13 protein-coding genes and 1 pseudogene are annotated in these 19,378 nt (G+C 65.5%); 9 read left to right on the top strand and 5 right to left on the bottom strand.

All coding sequences use genetic code 11. The features are described 5' to 3' along the window. Nucleotides 1–190: 190 nt before the first annotated feature. From XcodCFBP4690_RS17875 to XcodCFBP4690_RS22805, 3 genes and pseudogenes are all read right to left on the bottom strand, one after another. Nucleotides 191–340: pseudogene (locus tag XcodCFBP4690_RS17875) on the bottom strand (leucine zipper domain-containing protein); the annotation flags it as partial. A gap of 197 nt (nucleotides 341–537) precedes the next feature. Beyond that, a complete protein-coding gene (locus XcodCFBP4690_RS17870; protein ID WP_104543035.1) occupies nucleotides 538–2,934 on the bottom strand; it encodes a penicillin acylase family protein in 2,397 nt (798 codons plus the stop codon). Nucleotides 2,935–3,346: 412 nt separating this feature from the next. After that, a complete protein-coding gene (locus XcodCFBP4690_RS22805) occupies nucleotides 3,347–3,682 on the bottom strand; it encodes a hypothetical protein (protein WP_104543033.1) in 336 nt (111 codons plus the stop codon). A gap of 396 nt (nucleotides 3,683–4,078) precedes the next feature. Between XcodCFBP4690_RS22805 and XcodCFBP4690_RS17860 the strand changes: the two genes are divergently transcribed. Then, nucleotides 4,079–4,423 carry a hypothetical protein gene (locus tag XcodCFBP4690_RS17860; protein ID WP_104543031.1) on the top strand — a complete coding sequence of 115 codons (345 nt, stop codon included), beginning with the start codon at nucleotides 4,079–4,081 and terminating at the stop codon, nucleotides 4,421–4,423. A gap of 80 nt (nucleotides 4,424–4,503) precedes the next feature. Here XcodCFBP4690_RS17860 and XcodCFBP4690_RS17855 read toward each other — a convergent pair whose 3' ends face one another. Then, nucleotides 4,504–5,775 (bottom strand): DNA topoisomerase IB, encoded by a 1,272-nt coding sequence (locus tag XcodCFBP4690_RS17855; protein ID WP_208622764.1) that lies wholly within the window; start codon nucleotides 5,773–5,775, stop codon nucleotides 4,504–4,506. A 55-nt stretch (nucleotides 5,776–5,830) separates the two neighbouring features. Here XcodCFBP4690_RS17855 and XcodCFBP4690_RS17850 point away from each other — a divergent pair, with 55 nt between their 5' ends. The 4 genes from XcodCFBP4690_RS17850 (at nucleotide 5,831) to XcodCFBP4690_RS22530 (ending at nucleotide 13,228) form a co-directional block, all read left to right on the top strand. Then, nucleotides 5,831–6,211: an I78 family peptidase inhibitor gene (locus XcodCFBP4690_RS17850; protein ID WP_104543027.1), complete on the top strand. Its 381-nt coding sequence runs from the start codon at nucleotides 5,831–5,833 to the stop codon at nucleotides 6,209–6,211. 202 nt (nucleotides 6,212–6,413) lie between these two features. Beyond that, the gene (gene gltB, locus XcodCFBP4690_RS17845) at nucleotides 6,414–10,886 is read left to right on the top strand and encodes a glutamate synthase large subunit (RefSeq protein WP_104543025.1); all 4,473 of its coding nucleotides are present in this window, start codon (nucleotides 6,414–6,416) and stop codon (nucleotides 10,884–10,886) included. Nucleotides 10,887–11,171: 285 nt separating this feature from the next. Further along, the gene (locus tag XcodCFBP4690_RS17840) at nucleotides 11,172–12,653 is read left to right on the top strand and encodes an FAD-dependent oxidoreductase (protein WP_104543022.1); all 1,482 of its coding nucleotides are present in this window, start codon (nucleotides 11,172–11,174) and stop codon (nucleotides 12,651–12,653) included. Continuing rightward, the gene (locus XcodCFBP4690_RS22530) at nucleotides 12,650–13,228 is read left to right on the top strand and encodes a hypothetical protein (RefSeq protein ID WP_146091952.1); all 579 of its coding nucleotides are present in this window, start codon (nucleotides 12,650–12,652) and stop codon (nucleotides 13,226–13,228) included. The genes XcodCFBP4690_RS17840 and XcodCFBP4690_RS22530 overlap by 4 nt, the downstream gene beginning before the upstream one ends. 102 nt (nucleotides 13,229–13,330) lie before the next feature. Here the strand turns inward: XcodCFBP4690_RS22530 and XcodCFBP4690_RS17835 are convergent, their stop codons facing one another. After that, complete coding sequence (locus XcodCFBP4690_RS17835; RefSeq protein ID WP_104543020.1) at nucleotides 13,331–14,389, bottom strand: NAD(P)-dependent alcohol dehydrogenase; 1,059 nt, start codon at nucleotides 14,387–14,389, stop codon at nucleotides 13,331–13,333. Between the two features lie 307 nt (nucleotides 14,390–14,696). Here XcodCFBP4690_RS17835 and XcodCFBP4690_RS17830 point away from each other — a divergent pair, with 307 nt between their 5' ends. The 4 genes from XcodCFBP4690_RS17830 to XcodCFBP4690_RS17815 all read left to right on the top strand — a co-directional run bounded on the left by XcodCFBP4690_RS17830 (nucleotide 14,697) and on the right by XcodCFBP4690_RS17815 (nucleotide 19,353). Further along, nucleotides 14,697–15,773 carry a glycoside hydrolase family 5 protein gene (locus tag XcodCFBP4690_RS17830; protein ID WP_104543018.1) on the top strand — a complete coding sequence of 359 codons (1,077 nt, stop codon included), beginning with the start codon at nucleotides 14,697–14,699 and terminating at the stop codon, nucleotides 15,771–15,773. Nucleotides 15,774–16,168: 395 nt separating this feature from the next. After that, nucleotides 16,169–17,218, top strand: a complete 1,050-nt coding sequence (locus XcodCFBP4690_RS17825; RefSeq protein WP_104543016.1) for a glycoside hydrolase family 5 protein — start codon at nucleotides 16,169–16,171, stop codon at nucleotides 17,216–17,218. 360 nt (nucleotides 17,219–17,578) lie between these two features. After that, nucleotides 17,579–18,679: a glycoside hydrolase family 5 protein gene (locus XcodCFBP4690_RS17820; protein ID WP_104543014.1), complete on the top strand. Its 1,101-nt coding sequence runs from the start codon at nucleotides 17,579–17,581 to the stop codon at nucleotides 18,677–18,679. A gap of 230 nt (nucleotides 18,680–18,909) precedes the next feature. Next, complete coding sequence (locus tag XcodCFBP4690_RS17815; protein ID WP_146091951.1) at nucleotides 18,910–19,353, top strand: PepSY domain-containing protein; 444 nt, start codon at nucleotides 18,910–18,912, stop codon at nucleotides 19,351–19,353. Nucleotides 19,354–19,378: the final 25 nt, after the last annotated feature.

Genomic DNA, 19,378 nt, shown 5'->3' with positions numbered 1-19,378 from the left:
AACTGGTGACCTGTCCCCTGTAGAGTTTGAACGGCGCTACGCGCAACGAGGGTCTTGAGTGTCTACGGAACTCTGGGCGTATCAGATGACCGATATAACTGACAGCCAAATCGATCAGCTCGAAAAGTGGCTGCTCGAACAACGTGGGCCTTTCGTCTCAGGAGACCCCTCCGCAAGTTGCTGGGCTTCAAGAGCGGTCCTGCAGGCCATCGTCTCCCAGCAGTCGATAGCGCGCCAGCCACTTGTAGGCAGTGCGCACGCGCACGCCGTGCTCCAGGATGCGCTGCACGAGCAAGGCTCGACCTCGCGGCGTCAAACGGGCATGTTGATGCAGGTTCATCCGGGGCTCCTGGGGGCTGGGTTGGTGTGGTAACCCCCATCTTCCAGATCGGCCCCGGATGAACAACCTACTGAGAGATCACAGCTAGTCAGGGCATAGAAGTTACTCTCGTCATCTACCCAAACCCACAGGGTGACCGAAGGCTCAGACCTTCATTGGCAGACTCACCTTTGCCCGGCTTCCACACAGCGCTACAGCTAATGCGCCGCAGCCGGCAGCAGGTCGAAGGTGTGCTCGGTAGCCGCGTCGACCGCAGCGCGCGTGTATAGCAGCGGGAAATAGCGACCCTGCAGCCACATCGGCGCCAGGTCGCGGTAATGCGGGCTGGCCGGGTCGCCGGACTGGCCCGGATGATTCATGGCGCGCGAATTGTCCCAGTTGCCCAGGTCGATGATCAGCCGTGCCGAGGGGCCGATGGTCTGGCGGAAATCCTTGGGGTCGTAGCTGGACTGATTGGGCGTATACGGGCTGCCGCCCTTGGCGAACGGGCCGACATCGAGCAGGGCGCGATCGCCACCGGCCACAGCGCTCATTGCATGCGAGATCGTGTTGGTGTGCAGTTTGCCCCATTGCCATTGCGTGGCGTCGGGTCCTTGCAGCGAGACCAGTGCCCGATACGCGCTGCGCAGCGATTCCAGCAGCAGCTGGTCGCGGCGTGCGGCCGGCATGGGGCCGAACGCGGCGCCGGGTTGTTCCAGCGCATCCAGCATGGCCGCGGCGTCGGGCGCACCGAAGCTGGCCGCTTCTGACGGGCGCAATCGTAGCGCTTTGTATGCCTCGCCGAGATAACGACTGAACCAGACCTCTTCCAGCGCTGCAGCGGCAGACGCGGCACTGACTTCGCCGTTCCAGGGGTGCAGCAGCGCAAGCGCGGCGTTGGTTTCAGGATCCTGCGAACGCAGTGGCTTCAGCAGCGCAACCAGACGTTGCGCAGGCAGCGAGACCTGATCGTTCTGCAGTCTTTCCGAATCCTCCAGCGTTACCTTGGGCAGCTGCGACAAGACCTGCGTGATGCGCGCATGGCGCGCGCCGTTGGCCCACTCGAAGCCGAGCTTGCGCTGCGCGTAGGGATAGTCTTTCGGTAGATTCATTTCGTTGGAGGTGGTGATGAAGCCGGCCGCGGGGTTGGTCGACCACGGCAGTGCAGCGCTATTCCAGAATCCGTTCCATTCGTAGCGGCCATCGCCCGGCACCGGCAACAGGCCATCGCCCCGGTCGCGGCGTGGGACCATGCCTGCGGTGGCCCAGCCGACGGTGCCGTGCACATCCGCGTACACCTGGTTGACCGAGGGCGCGCCCCAGTGCGCAAGCGCCTGTCGGAACTGCGAGAACGAGGCGCTGCGCAGATAGCGCAGCGAACCCAGGTACGGCGCAGTGCCGGGTTGGCTCCACACCGAGCGGATCGCATAGACCAGATGCTTGTCGCGATCGACGTACACCACTGGCCCGTGGCGGGTGAACTGCAGCGTCGCCTCCACCGGCGCCGCATCCCGCACGGCGATGAGTTCGCGCTCGGTGCGCAGCGGCTCCCACCTGCCCTGGTACCAATACGCCGCATTGTCGTCAGGATTGAGCCGATAGACGTACAGGTCCTCCTGATCGATGTTGAAGATGGTCAGACCGAAGGCGCTGGTGCGGTTATGTCCGATCGCGATGCCCGGCGCGGTGGGTTCTCCGGCGCCGATGATGTCCAGGCCGGGGCTGCTGAGATGCACGAAGTAGCGCAGGCTGGGCACGGTATAGGCCCGATGCGGGTCGTTGGCCAGCACTGCGTGGCCGGTGGCCGATTTCCACGGTGCGATCACCCAGTTGTTGCTGCCCTCGGCGCTGGCCTCGGCGTCGAGGGCAGCACGCGCCGGCTCGCTCGCCGCCAGCCGCGTCTCGGCGGTGAGCCTGGGAGGCTGGGTGGCCAGTTCGTAGACCTTCAACACCTGCTCCGGCAGGCAGGGGTCCAGACCCTTCGGAAGCGCGGGAGTCCAGGCCGGCTGCAACATCACCCGCATCGCATCGGTTTTCAACGACGCTTTGCACGCCACCTTCGCGCGCGCCACCTCGCTCTTGACGTTGCGGCTCAGCCCCGTGGTGCGGATGCGCAACACGTCTTCCGGCACCCAGCGTTCCGGGCGGTAGGCGAGTGTGCGGAATTCGTAGGGCAGCGCCCGCGGGTGGCTGTCCAGCCACGCGATGTAGGCGTTGATACCGGCGACGAAGCGGCCGACATCGCGGCGCGCGTCCGGCCCGTAGCTGGCCCACTCGGCGGCCATGTCGCCGCGGTAGAGGAACAGCCGCGATGCACGGTCCTGGTCGACATAGCCCGGGCCGAACGCGGCGGACAGGTGACCAAGGCCCTTGCGACGCAGCAAGTCCAGCTGGAACAGGCGGTCGCGGGCGACGTTGAACCCCTGCACGAAGAAGACATCGTCGTCGGTCCTGGCGTAGATATGCGCCACACCCCAGCGGTCCACGCGGATCTGCGCCGGTTGCTGCAGGCCCGCCACCGTCAGCGTGGTGCGGGGCGGTTCGGCGGCGGCGCTGGCGAACGCGAGCGAGCCGATGAGAACACTACAGATTAGCCGGAACGAAGGAGCGAACATGCGGGACGATCCTGGTGGATGACTGCGGCGATGCGCTGGATGCAGCTGCCGCGTTGGAAGGTGAACGATTGCGAAGGACCGCGACGCAGACGCTCGGCACCACGATCTGCCACGTTCGCCATGCATACGCGTAGATGCGCACCGGCGCGCCATGCTCGCGCATGCGCCTCAGCGGTGCGGTGCGAGCGCGTGCATCCCGTACATGGCGTACATGGCGTACATGCCACGACGATGCCCCAGGCAGACCACACGACAGGGTATGGGCCAAGCAAACCGATCATGGCAGATGGCCGCTGCACACCCCCGTGTTCCGCGCCCACGTCGCACCACTGCGGTGAGGTGCCCGGGCTGGGCGTCTGCTGACGTCGTGGTGGATGCGTCAGCCGGCGTGTTTCGCGGCCCGCCGATCGCATCAGTGGCAGTCGGTGTGCAGCCACGCCTGCAGCGCGCGCATGAGTTGGCGCCAGCTTGGCAGGTTGCTTTCATCGGCCGCATCGTTTTTCCCGGCCGTGGCCGCTGCAGTCGTGGCGGTGGCCGCGCTTGCGCCTACATCGCACCGGCGTGCGTGCGGCTGGGGATGCAAGCCGACCAATGCCGACATCTCGCGCTGTTTCCAGGGCGCGAACATGAGCACCATGCAACCCACCAAGGCCAGTGCCAGACAGGCGATCAGCCCCGGCCCGGACGCAGGCTCGCCGCTGCGCGTGTGGGCAGTGCGCCTGACTCCGATCGGCCGCTCGGCGGGCACTGCCGGTAAACGTTGGAATCTGTCGTGCCGCTGGGGTGTGGTCATCTGGCATCGCTCCAGGCAGGCCACCGAGTGTGCGCAGCGGCCAGACTCTGCAAACGGCCCGGAACGAACTTGCCCCTGCGAATGCGTAGCGGTGCCGTCGCGTGCCGCAGTTGCTTCGCAACAGGCGCCAGCAGCGACGGTTACCCGATCGCAACCGCACGCCGACGCCTGCCCCATCCCAATGACGGCGCAGTGCCGGCACGCACGGTCACAGCGGCTGCAGCGCAGGATCAGCGCGCGTTCGCCCGCCGCTTATGCAGATTGCGCCGCCCTCGCCAAAGACGCCTTCATGTCACCGCGACGGTGGCCCATTCACGCTGGCATCCACGTCCCCCGCCTGGAGTTGCCCCCATGATCCGTGCTCTTGCCCCGCTGGCCGCCGTTCTGCTGCTTTCGGCCTGCGCCTCCAACCAGGTGGCACAGGTGCAGCCGATCGATGGGGTGATCTCCGGCCAATGCCACATCGATAGCGTGCGCGGCATCGTGGGTCTGGCTGCAGCCAGGCAGACCGTGGAGCGCGCGCGCGTGGACAGCGACAGCCTGCAGGTAAGCGTGCGCTCGGGCGAGCGCGCCACCGGCGGCACCACCGCCAGCGGTCTGGCCGATCCGGCGCAAGGCGCCAGTGCCAGCGGCGGCGACCACCTCACCATCGAGACCGGGCCGAACAACAACATCACCGCGGTCTATTGCGGCTGAAGATTCGGGATTCGGGATTCGGGATTCGGGATTCGGGATTCGAAAAGCATCGCGGCTTTTCGGTTCCCGCTCCAGCCCATTCATTTGCGTTTCGAAGTGCTCTTTGCTGGTGTCTTCAGCTTGGCGCGCGAGGCGGTGAGGAACTTCAGCGTGGCTGCTTCCCACTGCCGCTCGCCGCGCACGCCGGTCGCCATGGCCTGCAACTCGCCGGCGCGCCAGCCTTCGAACACGCAGGGGTCGATGTAGGCCTTGCGGCAGACCGAGGGCGTATTGCCCAGGGCATCGGCCACTTCGCGGATGACATCGTTCTGCACCTGCTTGAGCGCACGTTCACTGCTGCGCTCGGGCAATGGCAGCCGGGCCAGGCGTTGCAAGGCGGCCAACGTACCGCCCCAGGTACGGAAATCCTTGGCGGTGAAGTCTTCGCCCATCGCCTCGCGCAGGTAGTCGTTGACCTGCCCCGAATCCACCGGCTGCAGCTGGCCATCGTCGTCGAGGTACTGGAACAACGACTGCCCCGGCAGTTGCTGGCACTGCCGAATCAGCTTGACCAGCTGCTTGTCGTCCACCTCGATATCGTGCTCCTGCCCGCTCTTGCCGCGGAACTTGAGCCGCGCGCGCCCGCCCTTGAGAAATTCCATGTGCCGGTTGCGCAGCGTAGTAAGCCCATACGAGCGATTGCTGCGCGCATATTCGGCGTTGCCCACGCGCACCAGCGTATCGGCCAGCAGTGCCACCACGATGGCCAGCACCTTTTCGCGCGGGAAGCCCGGCAGACCGAGATCGCGACGCAGCCGGCGGCGCAGTTTCGGCAATGCGGTGCCGAAGGCGATCACGCGCTCGAACTTACCTTCGCCGCGCACCTGCGCCCAGTCGGCGTGATAGCGGTATTGCTTACGCCGCCGGGCATCGCGCCCGGTGGCCTGCAGGTGGCCATTGGGCTTGGCGCAGATCCACACTTCGGTGTAGGCCGGTGGAATGGCCAGCGCGCGGATGCGCTGCAAGGTATCGGCATCGGCAATGCGCTGCCCGTCCGCACTGCGGTAGCTGAAGCTCTTGCCGGCCCTGCGCCGGCTGATGCCGGGTTGCTGGTCGTTGACATAGGTCAGCCCGGCCGCGCGCGCGGTGGCCTTGGCCTGTGCGACGGCGGCAGCGGTGGCAGCCGCCGCCGTGGCTACGGCCGCACCGGTAGCGACGGTGGCGAGCTTGCCGGCGGTAGTGGCCGCGACGGCGGCATTGCGAAGGACGCGTTTGGCTTTCATTGCATGCACATCGAAGGTGGTCGGCCGATTGTTGGGGCGCGCCGGACTAGGCCACGTCAACGCAATGACAACGGCGTGTGCGCAAGCCATGCCGGTTCTGCAAATTGTGCTTATGCTTGGGCATCCCCCTTTGCTGGAGTCATCGATGCGCGCTGTCCTGCCTATTGCCCGCCTGACTTGCACCCTGGTCGTGCTGGCTGCATTGAGCGCCTGCAACAAGCCGCAACCCGACGAGCAGGAAGCCGTCGCCGCCAAGGCCCAGCACGCGGCCGAACAGGCCTCGGCGCCTGCCCCCGACGCGGCCCCCGAAGCGCCGCCGATCGGCAGCTGCGATGCCACCCAGGTGCAGTCGCTGGTGGGCCAGCCGGTGACCGATGCGGCGAGCGAGCAGGCGCGCAGCGATGCCGGCGCCAAGTCGGTGCGCGTCCTGAAACCCGGCCAGATGGTGACCATGGAATTCAATGGCGAGCGGCTGAATCTGGAAGTGGATGCCAAGAACGTCGTCACCTCGGTGCGCTGCGGCTGAGCGGCGTGTGGCGCTGCTCGCCGGAGCGGCGCCAGGCCAGCTGCCGCAAGGGATTTGCACGGTTCTCGTTGCAGCTGTAACGGTGTATTGCGGCACCGCATCAACTGTGGTCTAGTCGATCATCCGGTGACCTCTTCGAACGCTCCACGGATCGAGCGGTGCAACGTCGTCGCCGCTCTCCCAAGATCGCAAAGAGGCAGACATGGCCCCCCGCACTCGCCAAGGGCTTAACGACCACGGTCTCTACAACGGCGTGCGCGACGAACGCGACGCCTGTGGGTTCGGCATGGTCGCCCAGTTGGACGACCAGCCTTCCCGTTCGCTGGTGGATACCGCGATTGCGGCGCTATCGCGCATGACTCACCGTGGCGGCGTGGCTGCCGACGGGCTCACCGGCGATGGCTGCGGCCTGCTGATCCGCAAACCCGACGCGTTCCTGCGCGGGCTGGCGCGCGATGCCGGCATTGCCCTGGGCACGCGCTATGCGGCCGGTGTGGTGTTCCTGCCGCTGGACGAGAACGATGCGGCGCGGTGCCGCGCGGAACTGGAGCGCCAGTTGCTCGGCGCCGGCGTGCAGCTGCGTGGCTGGCGCGTGGTGCCCACCGACGACAGCGTGTGCGGCCAGCTGGCGCGCGATACGTTGCCGCGCATCGAGCAGGTATTCGTCGATGCCGGTGCCGAGCAGAGCGAAGACGCCTTCACCCTGGCGCTGTTCCTGGCGCGCCGCCGCGCCGAGCAGCAGCTGCAGGGCGTGCAGGACTTCTATGTCACCACGCTCTCGCCCAACGGCATCAGCTACAAGGGCATGGTGCTGCCGGACAAGCTGAGCACGTTCTACCCGGACCTGCAGCGCAGCGACCTGTCCTCCAGCGCGATCGTGTTTCACCAGCGCTTTTCCACCAATACGCTGCCGCGCTGGCCGCTGGCGCACCCGTTCCGCCTGCTCGCCCATAACGGCGAGATCAACACCATCGAAGGCAACCGCCGCTGGGCGCAGGCGCGCAGCAAGGTCTGGCAGACCCCGCGCTTCGATATCGCGCAGTTCGATCCGGTGATCTCCATGCACGGCTCGGACTCGCAGAGCCTGGACAACATGCTGGAGCTGCTGATCGCCGGTGGCATGGACCTGCTGCAGGCGTTGCGCATCCTGGTGCCGCCGGCCACCCAGTCGCTGGAGTTCAAGGACGCCGACCTGGCCGCGTTCTACGAGTTCTACGGCCTGAACACCGAGCCGTGGGACGGCCCGGCCGGCATCGTGGCCTGCGACAGCCGCTATGCGGCCTGCATGCTCGACCGCAATGGCCTGCGCCCGGCGCGCTGGATGCTGACCTCCGACCGCCATTTCCTGGTGGCCTCCGAAGCCGGCGTGTGGGAACTGCCGGCCGAGCGCATCACCCGCAAGGGCAAGCTGGGCCCGGGCGAGATGATGGCCATCGATCTCAAGCGCGGCGACCTGCTCGATTCGGATGCCATCGACCGCATCAACCGTGCGCGTGCCCCATACAAGCAATGGCTGCAGCAGGGCGTGACCTATCTGCAGACCGAGCTGATCGACCCCTCGCTGGTGGAAGAACCCTTCAGCGAGCAGACCCTGCGCAGCTACCACAAGCTGTTCCAGCTCAGCACCGAGGAAGTGGAGCAGATCCTACGCCCGCTGGCCGAGACCGAGCAGGAAGCCACCGGCTCGATGGGCGACGACACCCCGATGGCGGTGCTCAGCCGCCAGACTCGGCCGCTGTACGACTACTTCCGCCAAGCCTTCGCGCAGGTCACCAACCCGCCGATCGACCCGCTGCGCGAAGGCATCGCGATGTCGCTCACCACCCAGCTCGGCAAGGAGACCAACATCTTCCACGCCGGTGCGGAGACGGTGAACCACGTCATCCTCAACTCGCCGGTGCTCAGCCAGCGCAAGCTGCGCCAGCTGCTCAAGATGGAGCAGTACGTCGAGCGCAACCGCCTGATCGACCTGTCCTACAGCCTGGAGGAAGGCCTGAAGGCCGGCCTGGAGCGCATCTGCCAGGAAGTGGAAGCGGCCGCGCGCGACGGTGCGGTGATGCTGCTGCTGTCCGACCGCTACCCGGTGCCGGACCGGCCGATGGCGCACGCGCTGCTGGCCACCGGCGCGGTGCACCACCATCTGTGCAAGGTGGGCCTGCGCTGCGACGTCAACCTGATCATCGAAACCGGCACTGCGCGCGATGCGCACCACATGGCCTGCCTGCTCGGCTTCGGCGCCACCGCGGTGTATCCGTACCTGGCCTACCAGACCCTGTTCGACCTGGGCCGGCGCGGCATCCTGCAGCTGAGCAAGGGCGGCGAGCAGTCGCAGATCGGCCGCCGCTACCGCAAGGGCATCTACAAGGGCCTGTCCAAGATCATCTCCAAGATGGGCATCTGCACCATCGCCAGCTATCGCGGCGCGCAGTTGTTCGAGATCGTCGGGCTGGACCCGGATGTGGTGGACCTGTGCTTTGCCGACACGCCCGCGCGCATCGGCGGGGTGGGCCTGTCGCGGCTGGATACCGAAGCGCGCGAATTGACGGCGCGCGCCTGGAACGACCAGCTCAAGCCGGAAGTGGGTGGCCTGCTCAAGTACGTGCACGGCGGCGAGTACCACATGTACAACCCGGACGTGGTCATGACGCTGCAGCGCGCCACCCGCACCGGCGATGCCGGCGACTGGCAGAAGTACGTCGATGCGGTGCATGCGCGCCCGGCCTCCACGCTGCGCGATCTGGTACAGCTCAAGCGTGCCGCCACCCCGACCCCGCTGGACGAGGTGGCGCCGGCATCGGATGTGCTGCGCCGCTTCGACAGCGCCGCGATCAGCCTGGGCGCGTTGTCGCCCGAGGCGCACGAAGCGCTGGCCATCGCAATGAACCGCCTGGGCGGGCGCAGCAACTCCGGCGAAGGCGGCGAAGACCCGGCCCGCTACGGCACCGAGAAGCGCTCCAAGATCAAGCAGGTGGCCTCCGGCCGCTTCGGCGTGACCCCGGAATATCTGGTCAACGCCGAGGTGTTGCAGATCAAGGTCGCCCAGGGCGCCAAGCCCGGCGAAGGCGGCCAGCTGCCCGGCCACAAGGTCAACGAGCTGATCGCACGGCTGCGCTACGCCAAGCCCGGCATCGGCCTGATTTCGCCGCCGCCGCATCACGACATCTATTCGATCGAAGACCTGGCACAGCTGATCTACGACCTCAAGCAGGTCAATCCCACTGCGCTGGTGTCGGTGAAGCTGGTAGCGCATGCCGGCGTCGGCACGATCGCTGCTGGCGTGGTCAAGGCCGGCGCCGACCTGATCACCGTGTCCGGCCATGACGGCGGCACCGGTGCCAGCCCGGTCAGCTCGATCCGTTACGCCGGCGTGCCGTGGGAACTGGGCGTGGCCGAATCGCACCAGGCGCTGGTGGCCAACGACCTGCGCGAACGCACCATCCTGCAGACCGACGGCGGCCTGAAGACCGGCCTGGACGTGGTCAAGGCCGCGCTGCTGGGCGCCGACAGCTTCGGCTTCGGCACCGCGCCGATGATCGTGCTGGGCTGCAAGTACCTGCGCATCTGCCACCTCAACAACTGCGCCACCGGCGTGGCCACCCAGGACGAGCGCCTGCGCGCCGGCTACTTCACCGGCCTGCCCGAGCGCGTGGAGCACTTCTTCCGCCTGCTGGCCGAGGAAGTGCGGCAGTGGTTGTCGTACCTGGGCGTGCGTTCGCTGGACGAGATCGTCGGCCGCACCGACCTGCTGGAGCAGCTGGAAGTCTCGCCGCGCCCGGGCGTCAAGGTCGACCTCTCGCGCCTGCTCACCCATGCGCAGTACGACGGCAGCCATTGCGCCGCCCAGCGCCTGTACGAATCGCCGGACAGCCTCGCTACCCAGATGGACGGCCTGCTGGCCGACGCCATCGCCCGCAAGAGCGGCGGCGACCATCGTTTCCTGATCCACAACACCGACCGCTCGATCGGTGCGCGCCTGTCCGGTGCCATCGCGCGCGCGCACGGCAACCACGGCATGAGCGATGCGCCGTTGAACCTGCGCTTCCGCGGCACGGCCGGGCAGAGCTTCGGCGCGTTCAACGCCGGTGGCCTGCAGCTGGAGCTGGAAGGCGAAGCCAACGACTACGTCGGCAAGGGCATGGCCGGCGGCCGGCTGGTGGTGCGCCCGCCGCGCGGAGCGCGCTTCGAGGCGCGCAACACGCCGATCGTGGGCAACACCTGCCTGTACGGCGCCACCGGCGGCGAGCTGTTCGCGGCCGGCCGCGCGGGCGAGCGCTTTGCGGTGCGCAACTCCGGCGCACTGGCGGTGGTGGAAGGCGCCGGCGATCACTGCTGCGAGTACATGACCGACGGCGTGGTGCTGGTGCTGGGCAAGGTGGGCCTGAACTTCGGCGCCGGCTTCACCGGCGGGCTGGCCTACGTGCTGGATATCGAGCGCGACTTCGTGGACCGCTACAACCACGAGCTGATCGACATCCACCGCGTCTCGGCCGAAGGCTTCGAGAACCATCGCCAGCATCTGCACACCCTGATCAGCCGCCACCGCGAACTGACAGGCAGCATCTGGGCACAGCAGATCCTGGACGAATTCCGCGACTACATCGGCAAGTTCTGGCTGGTCAAACCCAAGGCCGCCAGCATCGAGTCGCTGACGGAGTCGCTGCGCCGCGCCGCCTGAGTTGTGCTCCCTTCTCCCGCGCGTGGGAGAGGGGTTGGGGGTGAGGGCCGGTGGCCTGCCATCACCCTCATTCGCCCCGTCGGGGCACCTCCTCCCGCAGGCGGGAGAAGGACAGCGCAGTCGCAATGCTGACAGCACATCGTCAGAGTCATCGCAGTGCTCCCCTCTCCCGCCCGCGGGAGAGGGGTCGGAGGTGAGGGCCGGTGGCCTGCCATCACCCTCATCCGCCCCTTCGGGGCACCTTCTCCCGCACGCGGGAGAAGGGAATCAGCCACGGATTTTCTTATGAGCCGCAAACAAGCCTTCCAATTCCTCGACCTGCCGCGGACCATGCCCACGCGCATTCCGGTGGAGCTGCGCACCTCCGGCGACTGGGGCGAGCTCTACGGCAAGTTCGACAAGGCCGATGCGCAGTACCAGTCCGGCCGCTGCCTGGACTGCGGCAACCCGTACTGCAGCTGGAAGTGCCCGGTGCACAACGCCATCCCGCAGTGGCTGCAGCTGGTGCAGGAAAACCGCATCGAGGAAGCCGCTGCGCTGTGCCATTCCACCAATCCGCTGCCGGAAGTGTGCGGGCGCGTGTGTCCGCAGGACCGCCTGTGCGAAGGCAGCTGCACGCTGGAGGAGTTCGGCGCGGTCACCATCGGCGCGGTGGAAAAATACATCGTCGATACCGCCTTCAAGATGGGCTGGCGCCCGGACCTGGGCAACGTGCAGCCCAGCGGCCACCGCGTGGCGGTGATCGGCGCCGGCCCGGCCGGCCTGGCCTGCGCCGACCGGCTGGCACGTGCCGGCATCGCGGCCGTGGTCTACGACCGCTACGAGCAGATCGGCGGGCTGCTGCAATTCGGCATCCCCAGCTTCAAGCTGGACAAGTCGGTGATCGGCAAGCGCCGCGAGATCCTCGAAGGTATGGGCGTGCAGTTCCGCCTGGGCGTGGAGATCGGTCGCGACATCGGCATCGAGCAGTTGCTGAGCGAATACGATGCGGTGTTCCTGGGCACCGGTGCCTACCGCTACACCGACGGCGGCCTGCCCGGGCAGGACCTGAAGAACGTGCTGCCGGCGCTGCCGTTCCTGGTGCAGAACAGCCGCATCGTCGGCGGCAACGACCCGCACGGCCGGCCGATCGCCGGCTGGGAAGACCAGCTCGCCCTGCCCGACCTCACCGGCAAGCGCGTGGTGGTGCTCGGCGGTGGCGATACCGGCATGGACTGCGTGCGCAGCGCGATTCGCCTGGGCGCGGCCAAGGTCACCTGCGCCTACCGCCGCGACGAGGCCAGCATGCCCGGCTCGGCACGCGAGGTGGCCAACGCACGCGAAGAAGGCGTGCGCTTCCTGTTCAACCGTCAGCCGCTTTCGATCGAATCCGGCGCCGACGACGAAGCCATCGGCGTGACCGTGGTGGAAACCAGACTCGGCGAGCCCGATGCCAGTGGCCGCCGCAACGCGGTGCCGGTGGAAGGCAGCGAATCGCTGCTGGAAGCGGACGTGGTGATCATCGCCTTCGGCTTCTCGCCCACCCTGCCCGACTGGCTGGCCTCGCAAGGCGTGGAAGCCGGCAGCAACGGCCGCATCGTCGCCCCGTCCGACGGCCACGGCCGCCTGCCCTACCAGACCAGCAACCCCCGCCTGTTCGCCGGCGGCGACTGCGTGCGTGGTGCAGATCTGGTGGTCACCGCAGTGGCCGAAGGCCGCGATGCGGCAGGAAGCATCGTGCAGATGCTGGGGGTTAACGCGCAGGTCAAGGAGCCGGCTGCGGCGTGAGCGATGTTATGCCACTGAATCAAGCACCTCGCCACCTTGAGGGACTTACGACAGCCTCAATCAACGCCGAACGAGCTTTTAAGGCTGCGACATCTTCCGAAAATCTTCACTATCCAGAAGTGCAGCGATATACGTGGGCCGCTGCTGCCATCCTTCACTGCGACATTCTTCGGTACGTTGTTACTTTCGAAAACTCAACCAGAGAAGGACTGGTTCGTTTACTTTGGATGGGTGATATCGTCTCCATGCTTTATGAAGCCAGGATATGGTTCTATGAAACTGGCCATATGAACTTGCAAACTATCGCATCCGAAAACGGGAACGACGTATCCGCAATTCAGGCTAGGCTGAAAGAACTTAAAAAGCGCTATCCACTGGCTGGCATCGACGCTTTTTCAAACTTCCGAAACAAGGTTGGTCATCACTATGACCCGTCTTTCGTTGTGCATCTGCATGCCTTCTCGGAGATGGATGCAGATGGCTTCTATGATGTCTTAACCAACTACGCAAAATTCTCTGGGCAATGGGTGCTGCTTTGTAAGGATGTCATCAAGCAAGCATCAGATCGCCGTTGACCAGCAGAGATTCTTTCGGCCCGCTACGTATCGCAATACGCCACTGCCTGCGTTTATGGAAACGCAAGCAGTGGTCTCGTTCGGCTGTGGCGCAGTCCCGAATCAGGCCGCCTTATCCAGCGAGGCCATGTCGATCACGAAGCGATACTTCACTTCACCCTTGAGCATGCGCTCATAGGCGGTGTTGATTTCGTCGGCGCGGATGGTTTCGATGTCCGAGACGATGTTGTGCTTGGCGCAGAAGTCCAGCATTTCCTGGGTCTGGCGGATGCCACCGATCAGCGAGCCGGCCAGAGTGCGGCGCTTCATCACCAGGTTGAACACCGCCGGCGACGGGTGCGACTGCTCCGGCACGCCCACCAGCACCATGGCGCCGTCGCGCTTGAGCGCATTGAGGAACGGGTCCAGGTTGTGCGGGGCGGCCACGGTGTTGAGGATGAAATCCAGGGTGTTGTATTGGGCAGCCATCTGCGCCTCGTCCTTGGAGATCACCACTTCGCTGGCGCCCAGGCGCAGCGCATCGGCGCGCTTGCCCTCGGAGGTCGTGAACAGCACCACGGTGGCGCCCATCGCCTTGGCGATCTTCACCGCCATGTGGCCCAGGCCACCCAGGCCGACCACGCCCACCTTGTGGCCCGGACCCACCTTCCAGTGCGCCAGCGGCGAGTAGGTGGTGATGCCGGCGCACAGCAGCGGCGCCACCGCGGCCAGGTTGTCGGTGTGGGAAATGCGCAACACGTATTTCTGGTCGACCACGATATGGTCGGAGTAGCCGCCGTAGGTGTTCTCGCCGCCGCCGAACATCGGGCCGTTGTAGGTGCCGGTGAAGCCGGCTTCGCAGTACTGCTCTTCACCCTCCTGGCAGGACGCGCAGCTGCGGCAACTGTCGACCATGCAGCCGACGCCGGCCAGGTCGCCGACCTTGAAGCCAGTCACCGCGTCACCGACGGCGGTGACACGGCCAACGATCTCGTGGCCAGGAACCGACGGGTACAGCGTGTTGTGCCATTCGTTGCGCGCGGTGTGCAGGTCGGAGTGGCAGACACCGCAGTAGGCGATGTCGATCTGCACATCGTTGGGGCCAGGCGCGCGCCGTTCGAACACGAACGGTGCGAGCGGCTGGTCGGCGGCTTGGGCGGCAAAGGCGTGGGCTTGGCTCATGGGAAACTCCGGGGGCATTGGGCCGTGCGCACGAGGTGCGAACGACGGGAAAACAGGCCTGATAGCTTAAGACAGCGGCCGGTCGCGCTCGTGCGACAGTGCGTCTTACCTGTCCTCTTGCGAACGCGACCGTTGGCATAGCATGCGCCGTGCAGGTGTTTTTGCGCGATCAAATCCACGTTGCATGCGTGAATGACGCGCTAACGCGCGAGCTTCTAGTCTCGTCGGGGCACCCATCACCCTGCACCATCCCACCTGGCCGTGCCCTCCCCCCGCGGCCACCACGTCGATGCCGAAGGAGGCTTCCATGTTCCGCGCTCCCCCACGCCCTGTCCGCCTGCATATCGCAGCGCTGGCGCTTTCCCTGCTTGCAGCGGTACCGCTGGCCCACGCCAAGGAGCCGGGCGGCCCGCACACCGCGCCCACCGGCCTGAAGTACGTTGGCGTCAATCTGTCCGGCGCGGAATTCAATTCGCGCAAGAAGCCGGGCGTGCTGTTCAAGGACTACACCTATCCTGCCGCCTCGGACTTCAGCTATTTCGCCGGCAAGGGCATGAACACGGTGCGGCTGCCGTTCCTGTGGGAGCGCCTGCAGCCCCCGCTCAATGGCGATCTGGATGCGACTCAGCTCGGTCTGATCAAGAAATCGCTGGCAGCGGCCAAGGCCAACAAACAGTTCCTGATCCTGGATCTGCACAACTACGCCAAGTACAACGGCAAGCGCATCGGCACCGACGAGGTTCCCGCCGGCGCCCTGGCCGACCTGTGGCGCCGGCTGGCGCTGGAGTTCAAGGACGACAAGTCGGTGATCTTCGGATTGATGAACGAGCCCAATGGCATCTCCGCGCCGGATTGGGCAGCCGCCGCGCAAGGTGCGATCAATGCGATCCGCAAGACCGGTGCGAAGAACCTCATCCTGGTGCCGGGCACCGCGTATACCGGTGCGCACAGTTGGCGCAGCGCCAGCTATGGCGTGTCCAACGCCAAGGCGCTAGCCATCCTCAAGGATCCCGGCAACCACCTGGCGTTCGAAGCGCACCAGTACCTGGACAACGACTACAGCGGCACCAAGCCGCAGTGCACCAGCGACAGCGTAGGCGCAGAGAAGCTGCGCGGGTTCACCGACTGGCTGCGCGAGAATAAGCAGAAGGGCTTCCTGGGCGAATTCGGCACTGCCAATAATCCGGTCTGCGACAAGGCTCTGGAAGGCATGCTGACGTACATGGAAAAGAACAGCGACGTCTGGCTGGGCTGGACCTGGTGGGCGGCTGGCGCATGGTGGAAGCCGGATTACTTCTTCACCGTGCAGCCGGGCAAGGATGGCAGCGACAAGCCGCAAATGCGCATCCTGAGCAAGTACGCGCGGCGCGCCGGCAAGCGCTGACTCGCATCGGCTAGCAAACACGATGCAGGCATTACGCCGGAAAAAGCCTGCACCGTGACGCGCCATGCAGCTTGTAGACAAGCATGCGGCGTGACGTAAGCGCGTATCCATTCGCCTTCGCCACTGCCCACCGCCTTGCACCCGCCATGCAGTGCAAGCGATGGATGTTGCGATAGTGGCAACGCGCAACGTCGAGGTATCCGTCGTTTGCGATGAGCGCATTGCATCGACCACGGCCAATCAGGACTGCGAAGTCGGGCACAGCTTGATCCAGTGATACCTCGAATGCGTAGTTGTGCGTGACATATGCGCATACGCTGATGGCGATGCGTTGTGTTGCCGAGCGAAAAGTAGCTGCAACGCATCTCCCCCGCAGATGCTTTAGGAGTTCCCCCATGTTCCCCTCCCCCACCTGGCCGCGCCAGCTGCTGTGCTGTGCGCTATTGCTGTTGTTGGTGGCCGCGCTTCCGCAGGCGCAGGCCCAAAGCGGTGCACTGCGCTATGCAGGCATCAATCTTTCCGGCGCAGAAATCGCCTCGGCCAAACGCCCTGGCATCATCAATGTCGACTATCGCTATCCCGCCGCCAGCGAGTACCAGCACTTCGCCGATACCGGCATGAACGTCGTACGTTTGCCCATCGCCTGGGAACGCCTGCAACCCAAGGCCCAGGGCGAACTCGATCCCGCACAGCTGGCACTGATTCGACAGGCAGTGGCCAATGCCAAGGCCGCCAACATGGTGTTGATCCTGGACATCCATAACTACGCGAAGTACTACGGCCAGAAGATCGGCACCGCGCGCGTGCCGATCAAGACCTTGACCGATCTCTGGCGGCGCCTGGCGGTGGCCTTCAAGAGCGATAACGCGGTGATGTTCGGGCTGATGAACGAGCCCTACGACATCGCTCCGCAGAACTGGGCCGCCGCCGCGCAAGCGTCGATCGACAGCATCCGCGCCACCGGTGCCAACAACGTCATCCTGGTGCCCGGCGCGCTCTGGTCCGGCGCACATAGTTGGTACTCCACCATTGCCGGTCAATCCAACGCCGTTGCGCTGGCCACCATTCGAGATCCGCTCAACCGCTACGCCATCGAAGTGCACCAGTACCTGGATACCGACTCCAGCGGTACCAGCGCCGCGTGCGTCAGTGCCACCATCGGCTCGGAACGTCTGCGCAGTTTTACCGGCTGGCTGCGTAGCCAGCGCAAGCGTGGATTTCTCGGTGAATTCGGCGCCTCCAGCAACCCGACATGCATGCGTGCACTGGACGACATGCTGCGCTACCTGGAAGCCAATCGCGATGTCTGGATAGGCTCCAGCGTGTGGGCGGCCGGTGCGTGGTGGCGTGCGGATTACCCATTCACGCTACAGCCCGATGCAAACGGGCGCGACAAACCGCAGCTGTCCATCCTGAGTGCGCACGCGCGCCGTATCACGCGCTGACCCACACAACTCCAGATGTCCCAGCGATGCCGTCTTGCGACGGCATCGCTCTTTATGAGAGCGCGCGACCGATGCGCCACTGGAATGGCGCCACGCAACCGGCACAGCGCCCGGCGACGCCAGCATGTCGGCGCAGTCGGCATGCTGTTGGAATCACACAGCCTTTGAGAAAGACGTGATAGGCCGAAATGAACGTGCTCAACCGCCGTAAGTGTGCGGTGGATTGCACTTCTGGCGCGGTGCATCGCGGTGGCGCCCTTTGGCACACGTGATGCATTGCAACAGGCAGATGCAGCGCAGCTTGCGCCGATCGCACGCCAACGGGGCGGCGATGCATCTTGCCCGTCCAGGAGTCGCTTCATGTCACGTCTCTCAATCTCACTGCGCCATCTCGCCGCATGCGCCTTGTGTGTCCTGTTGCTGGCCGGGCAGTCGCCCGCCCACGCACAGACGCGCGCGCTCACCTACGCCGGCGTCAATCTCTCCGGTGCCGAATTCGCATCCTCGAAAAAACCCGGCGTGCTCAACAAGGATTACATGTACGCCTCGGCGAGCGATTACGCCTATTTCGCCGGCGTTGGCATGAATACCATCCGCCTGCCCATCCTCTGGGAGCGTCTGCAACCCAGCGCGCGTGGCGAGCTGGATCCTGCGCAGCTGGCATTGCTGCAACAGGCGGTGGCGCGTGCCAAGGCCTCCGGCATGTATCTGGTGATCGATATCCATAACTATGCCAAGTACTACGGCTACAGGATCGGCGGGCCGGAAGTGCCGGTCGCCACGTTTACCGATCTCTGGCGTCGCCTGGCGCTGGCATTCAATAGCGACAACGCAGTGATTTTCGGGCTGATGAATGAGCCCAACAACATCTCGTCCAGCGAATGGGCCGCAACGGCGCAGGCCGCCATCGATGCGATCCGCAGGACCGGTGCCAACAATCTGATCCTCGTGCCGGGCGCGCTGTGGACCGGTGCGCACAGTTGGTATTCGCCCACCAGCGACGGTCAGTCCAACGCCACGGCGCTGGCATCGATCTACGACCCGCTCAACCGTTACGCGTTCGAGGTGCATCAGTATCTGGATGCCGATTCCAGCGGTACCAGCAGCGTCTGCGTCAGCGCCACGATCGGCGCGGAGCGTCTGCGCAACTTCACCGAATGGCTGCGCACCAATCGCAAGCGTGGCTTTCTGGGTGAGTTCGGCACCGCGCACAACGCGGTCTGCAATACCGCGCTGCAAGGCATGCTGGGCTACATGGAAAGCAATGCCGATGTGTGGATGGGCTGGACATGGTGGGCGGCGGGTTCATGGTGGAACCTGTCGTATGCCTACAACGTGCATCCGAACAAGGACGGCACCGACAAGCCACAGATGACCATCCTGTCACCGCAGGCAGCGCGCGCAACACGCGCACCGGCCGCTGCGGCGCGCGCGCCGGCCGCTGCAAAAAAAGCCCGCTGAGCGCATCGACCAGGCCGCCGAAGGGCGGCCTGGTTGCAGCCGGCCATGCGCGATGCGCACGCCGAAGTGGCAATCCAAGCGGTGCACGTCGTGACTCAGCGATGACAGCGTGGGCCGGATGCACAGCGCCTTCAGTTAACTGAACTTTGCTTGCCGCCTTGGCGATCTCTTCACCCTTTCACGATATCGGCGCGGCCAGCATGGCTCCACTTCAACAGCAGGAGCCTCTCATGGCACATCGCATGATGACCACCGCATTGATCGGCGCATTGACCCTGGCCTCGCAGGGCGCGTTTGCACAGGACGCCGCCAAGCCGGCCAAGGCGCTGACCTCCACCGAAGTCACCAGCATGCTGACCGCCAAGGGCTACACCAAGGTGCACGACGTCAAGTTCGAGCATGGCGTGTGGACCGCAGATGCCCGCAGTGGCGACGGCAAGGATGTGGACGTGCACATCGATCCGGTGACCGGCCGCGTGTACGGCGATCAGACCACCTCGCGCCTGAGCGAGGCCGATGTACGCGCAGCGCTGTCCACCGGCGGCTACAGCGATGTGCACGACCTCAAGTTCAAGGACGGATTGTGGAAAGCCGATGCCAAGCGCAACGGGCAGGAGGTCGAGCTGCATGTCGATCCGGACGACGGCCATGTTGTCAGCGTCGACGGCGATTGAGTGCGGCGGCTTCATGCCAGCACGC

Source organism: Xanthomonas codiaei (assembly GCF_002939785.1).
Taxonomy (GTDB): Bacteria; Pseudomonadota; Gammaproteobacteria; order Xanthomonadales; family Xanthomonadaceae; genus Xanthomonas; species Xanthomonas codiaei.
The sequence above is the reverse complement of the archived record's forward strand: the minus strand, read 5'-3'. Positions and strand labels throughout refer to the sequence as shown.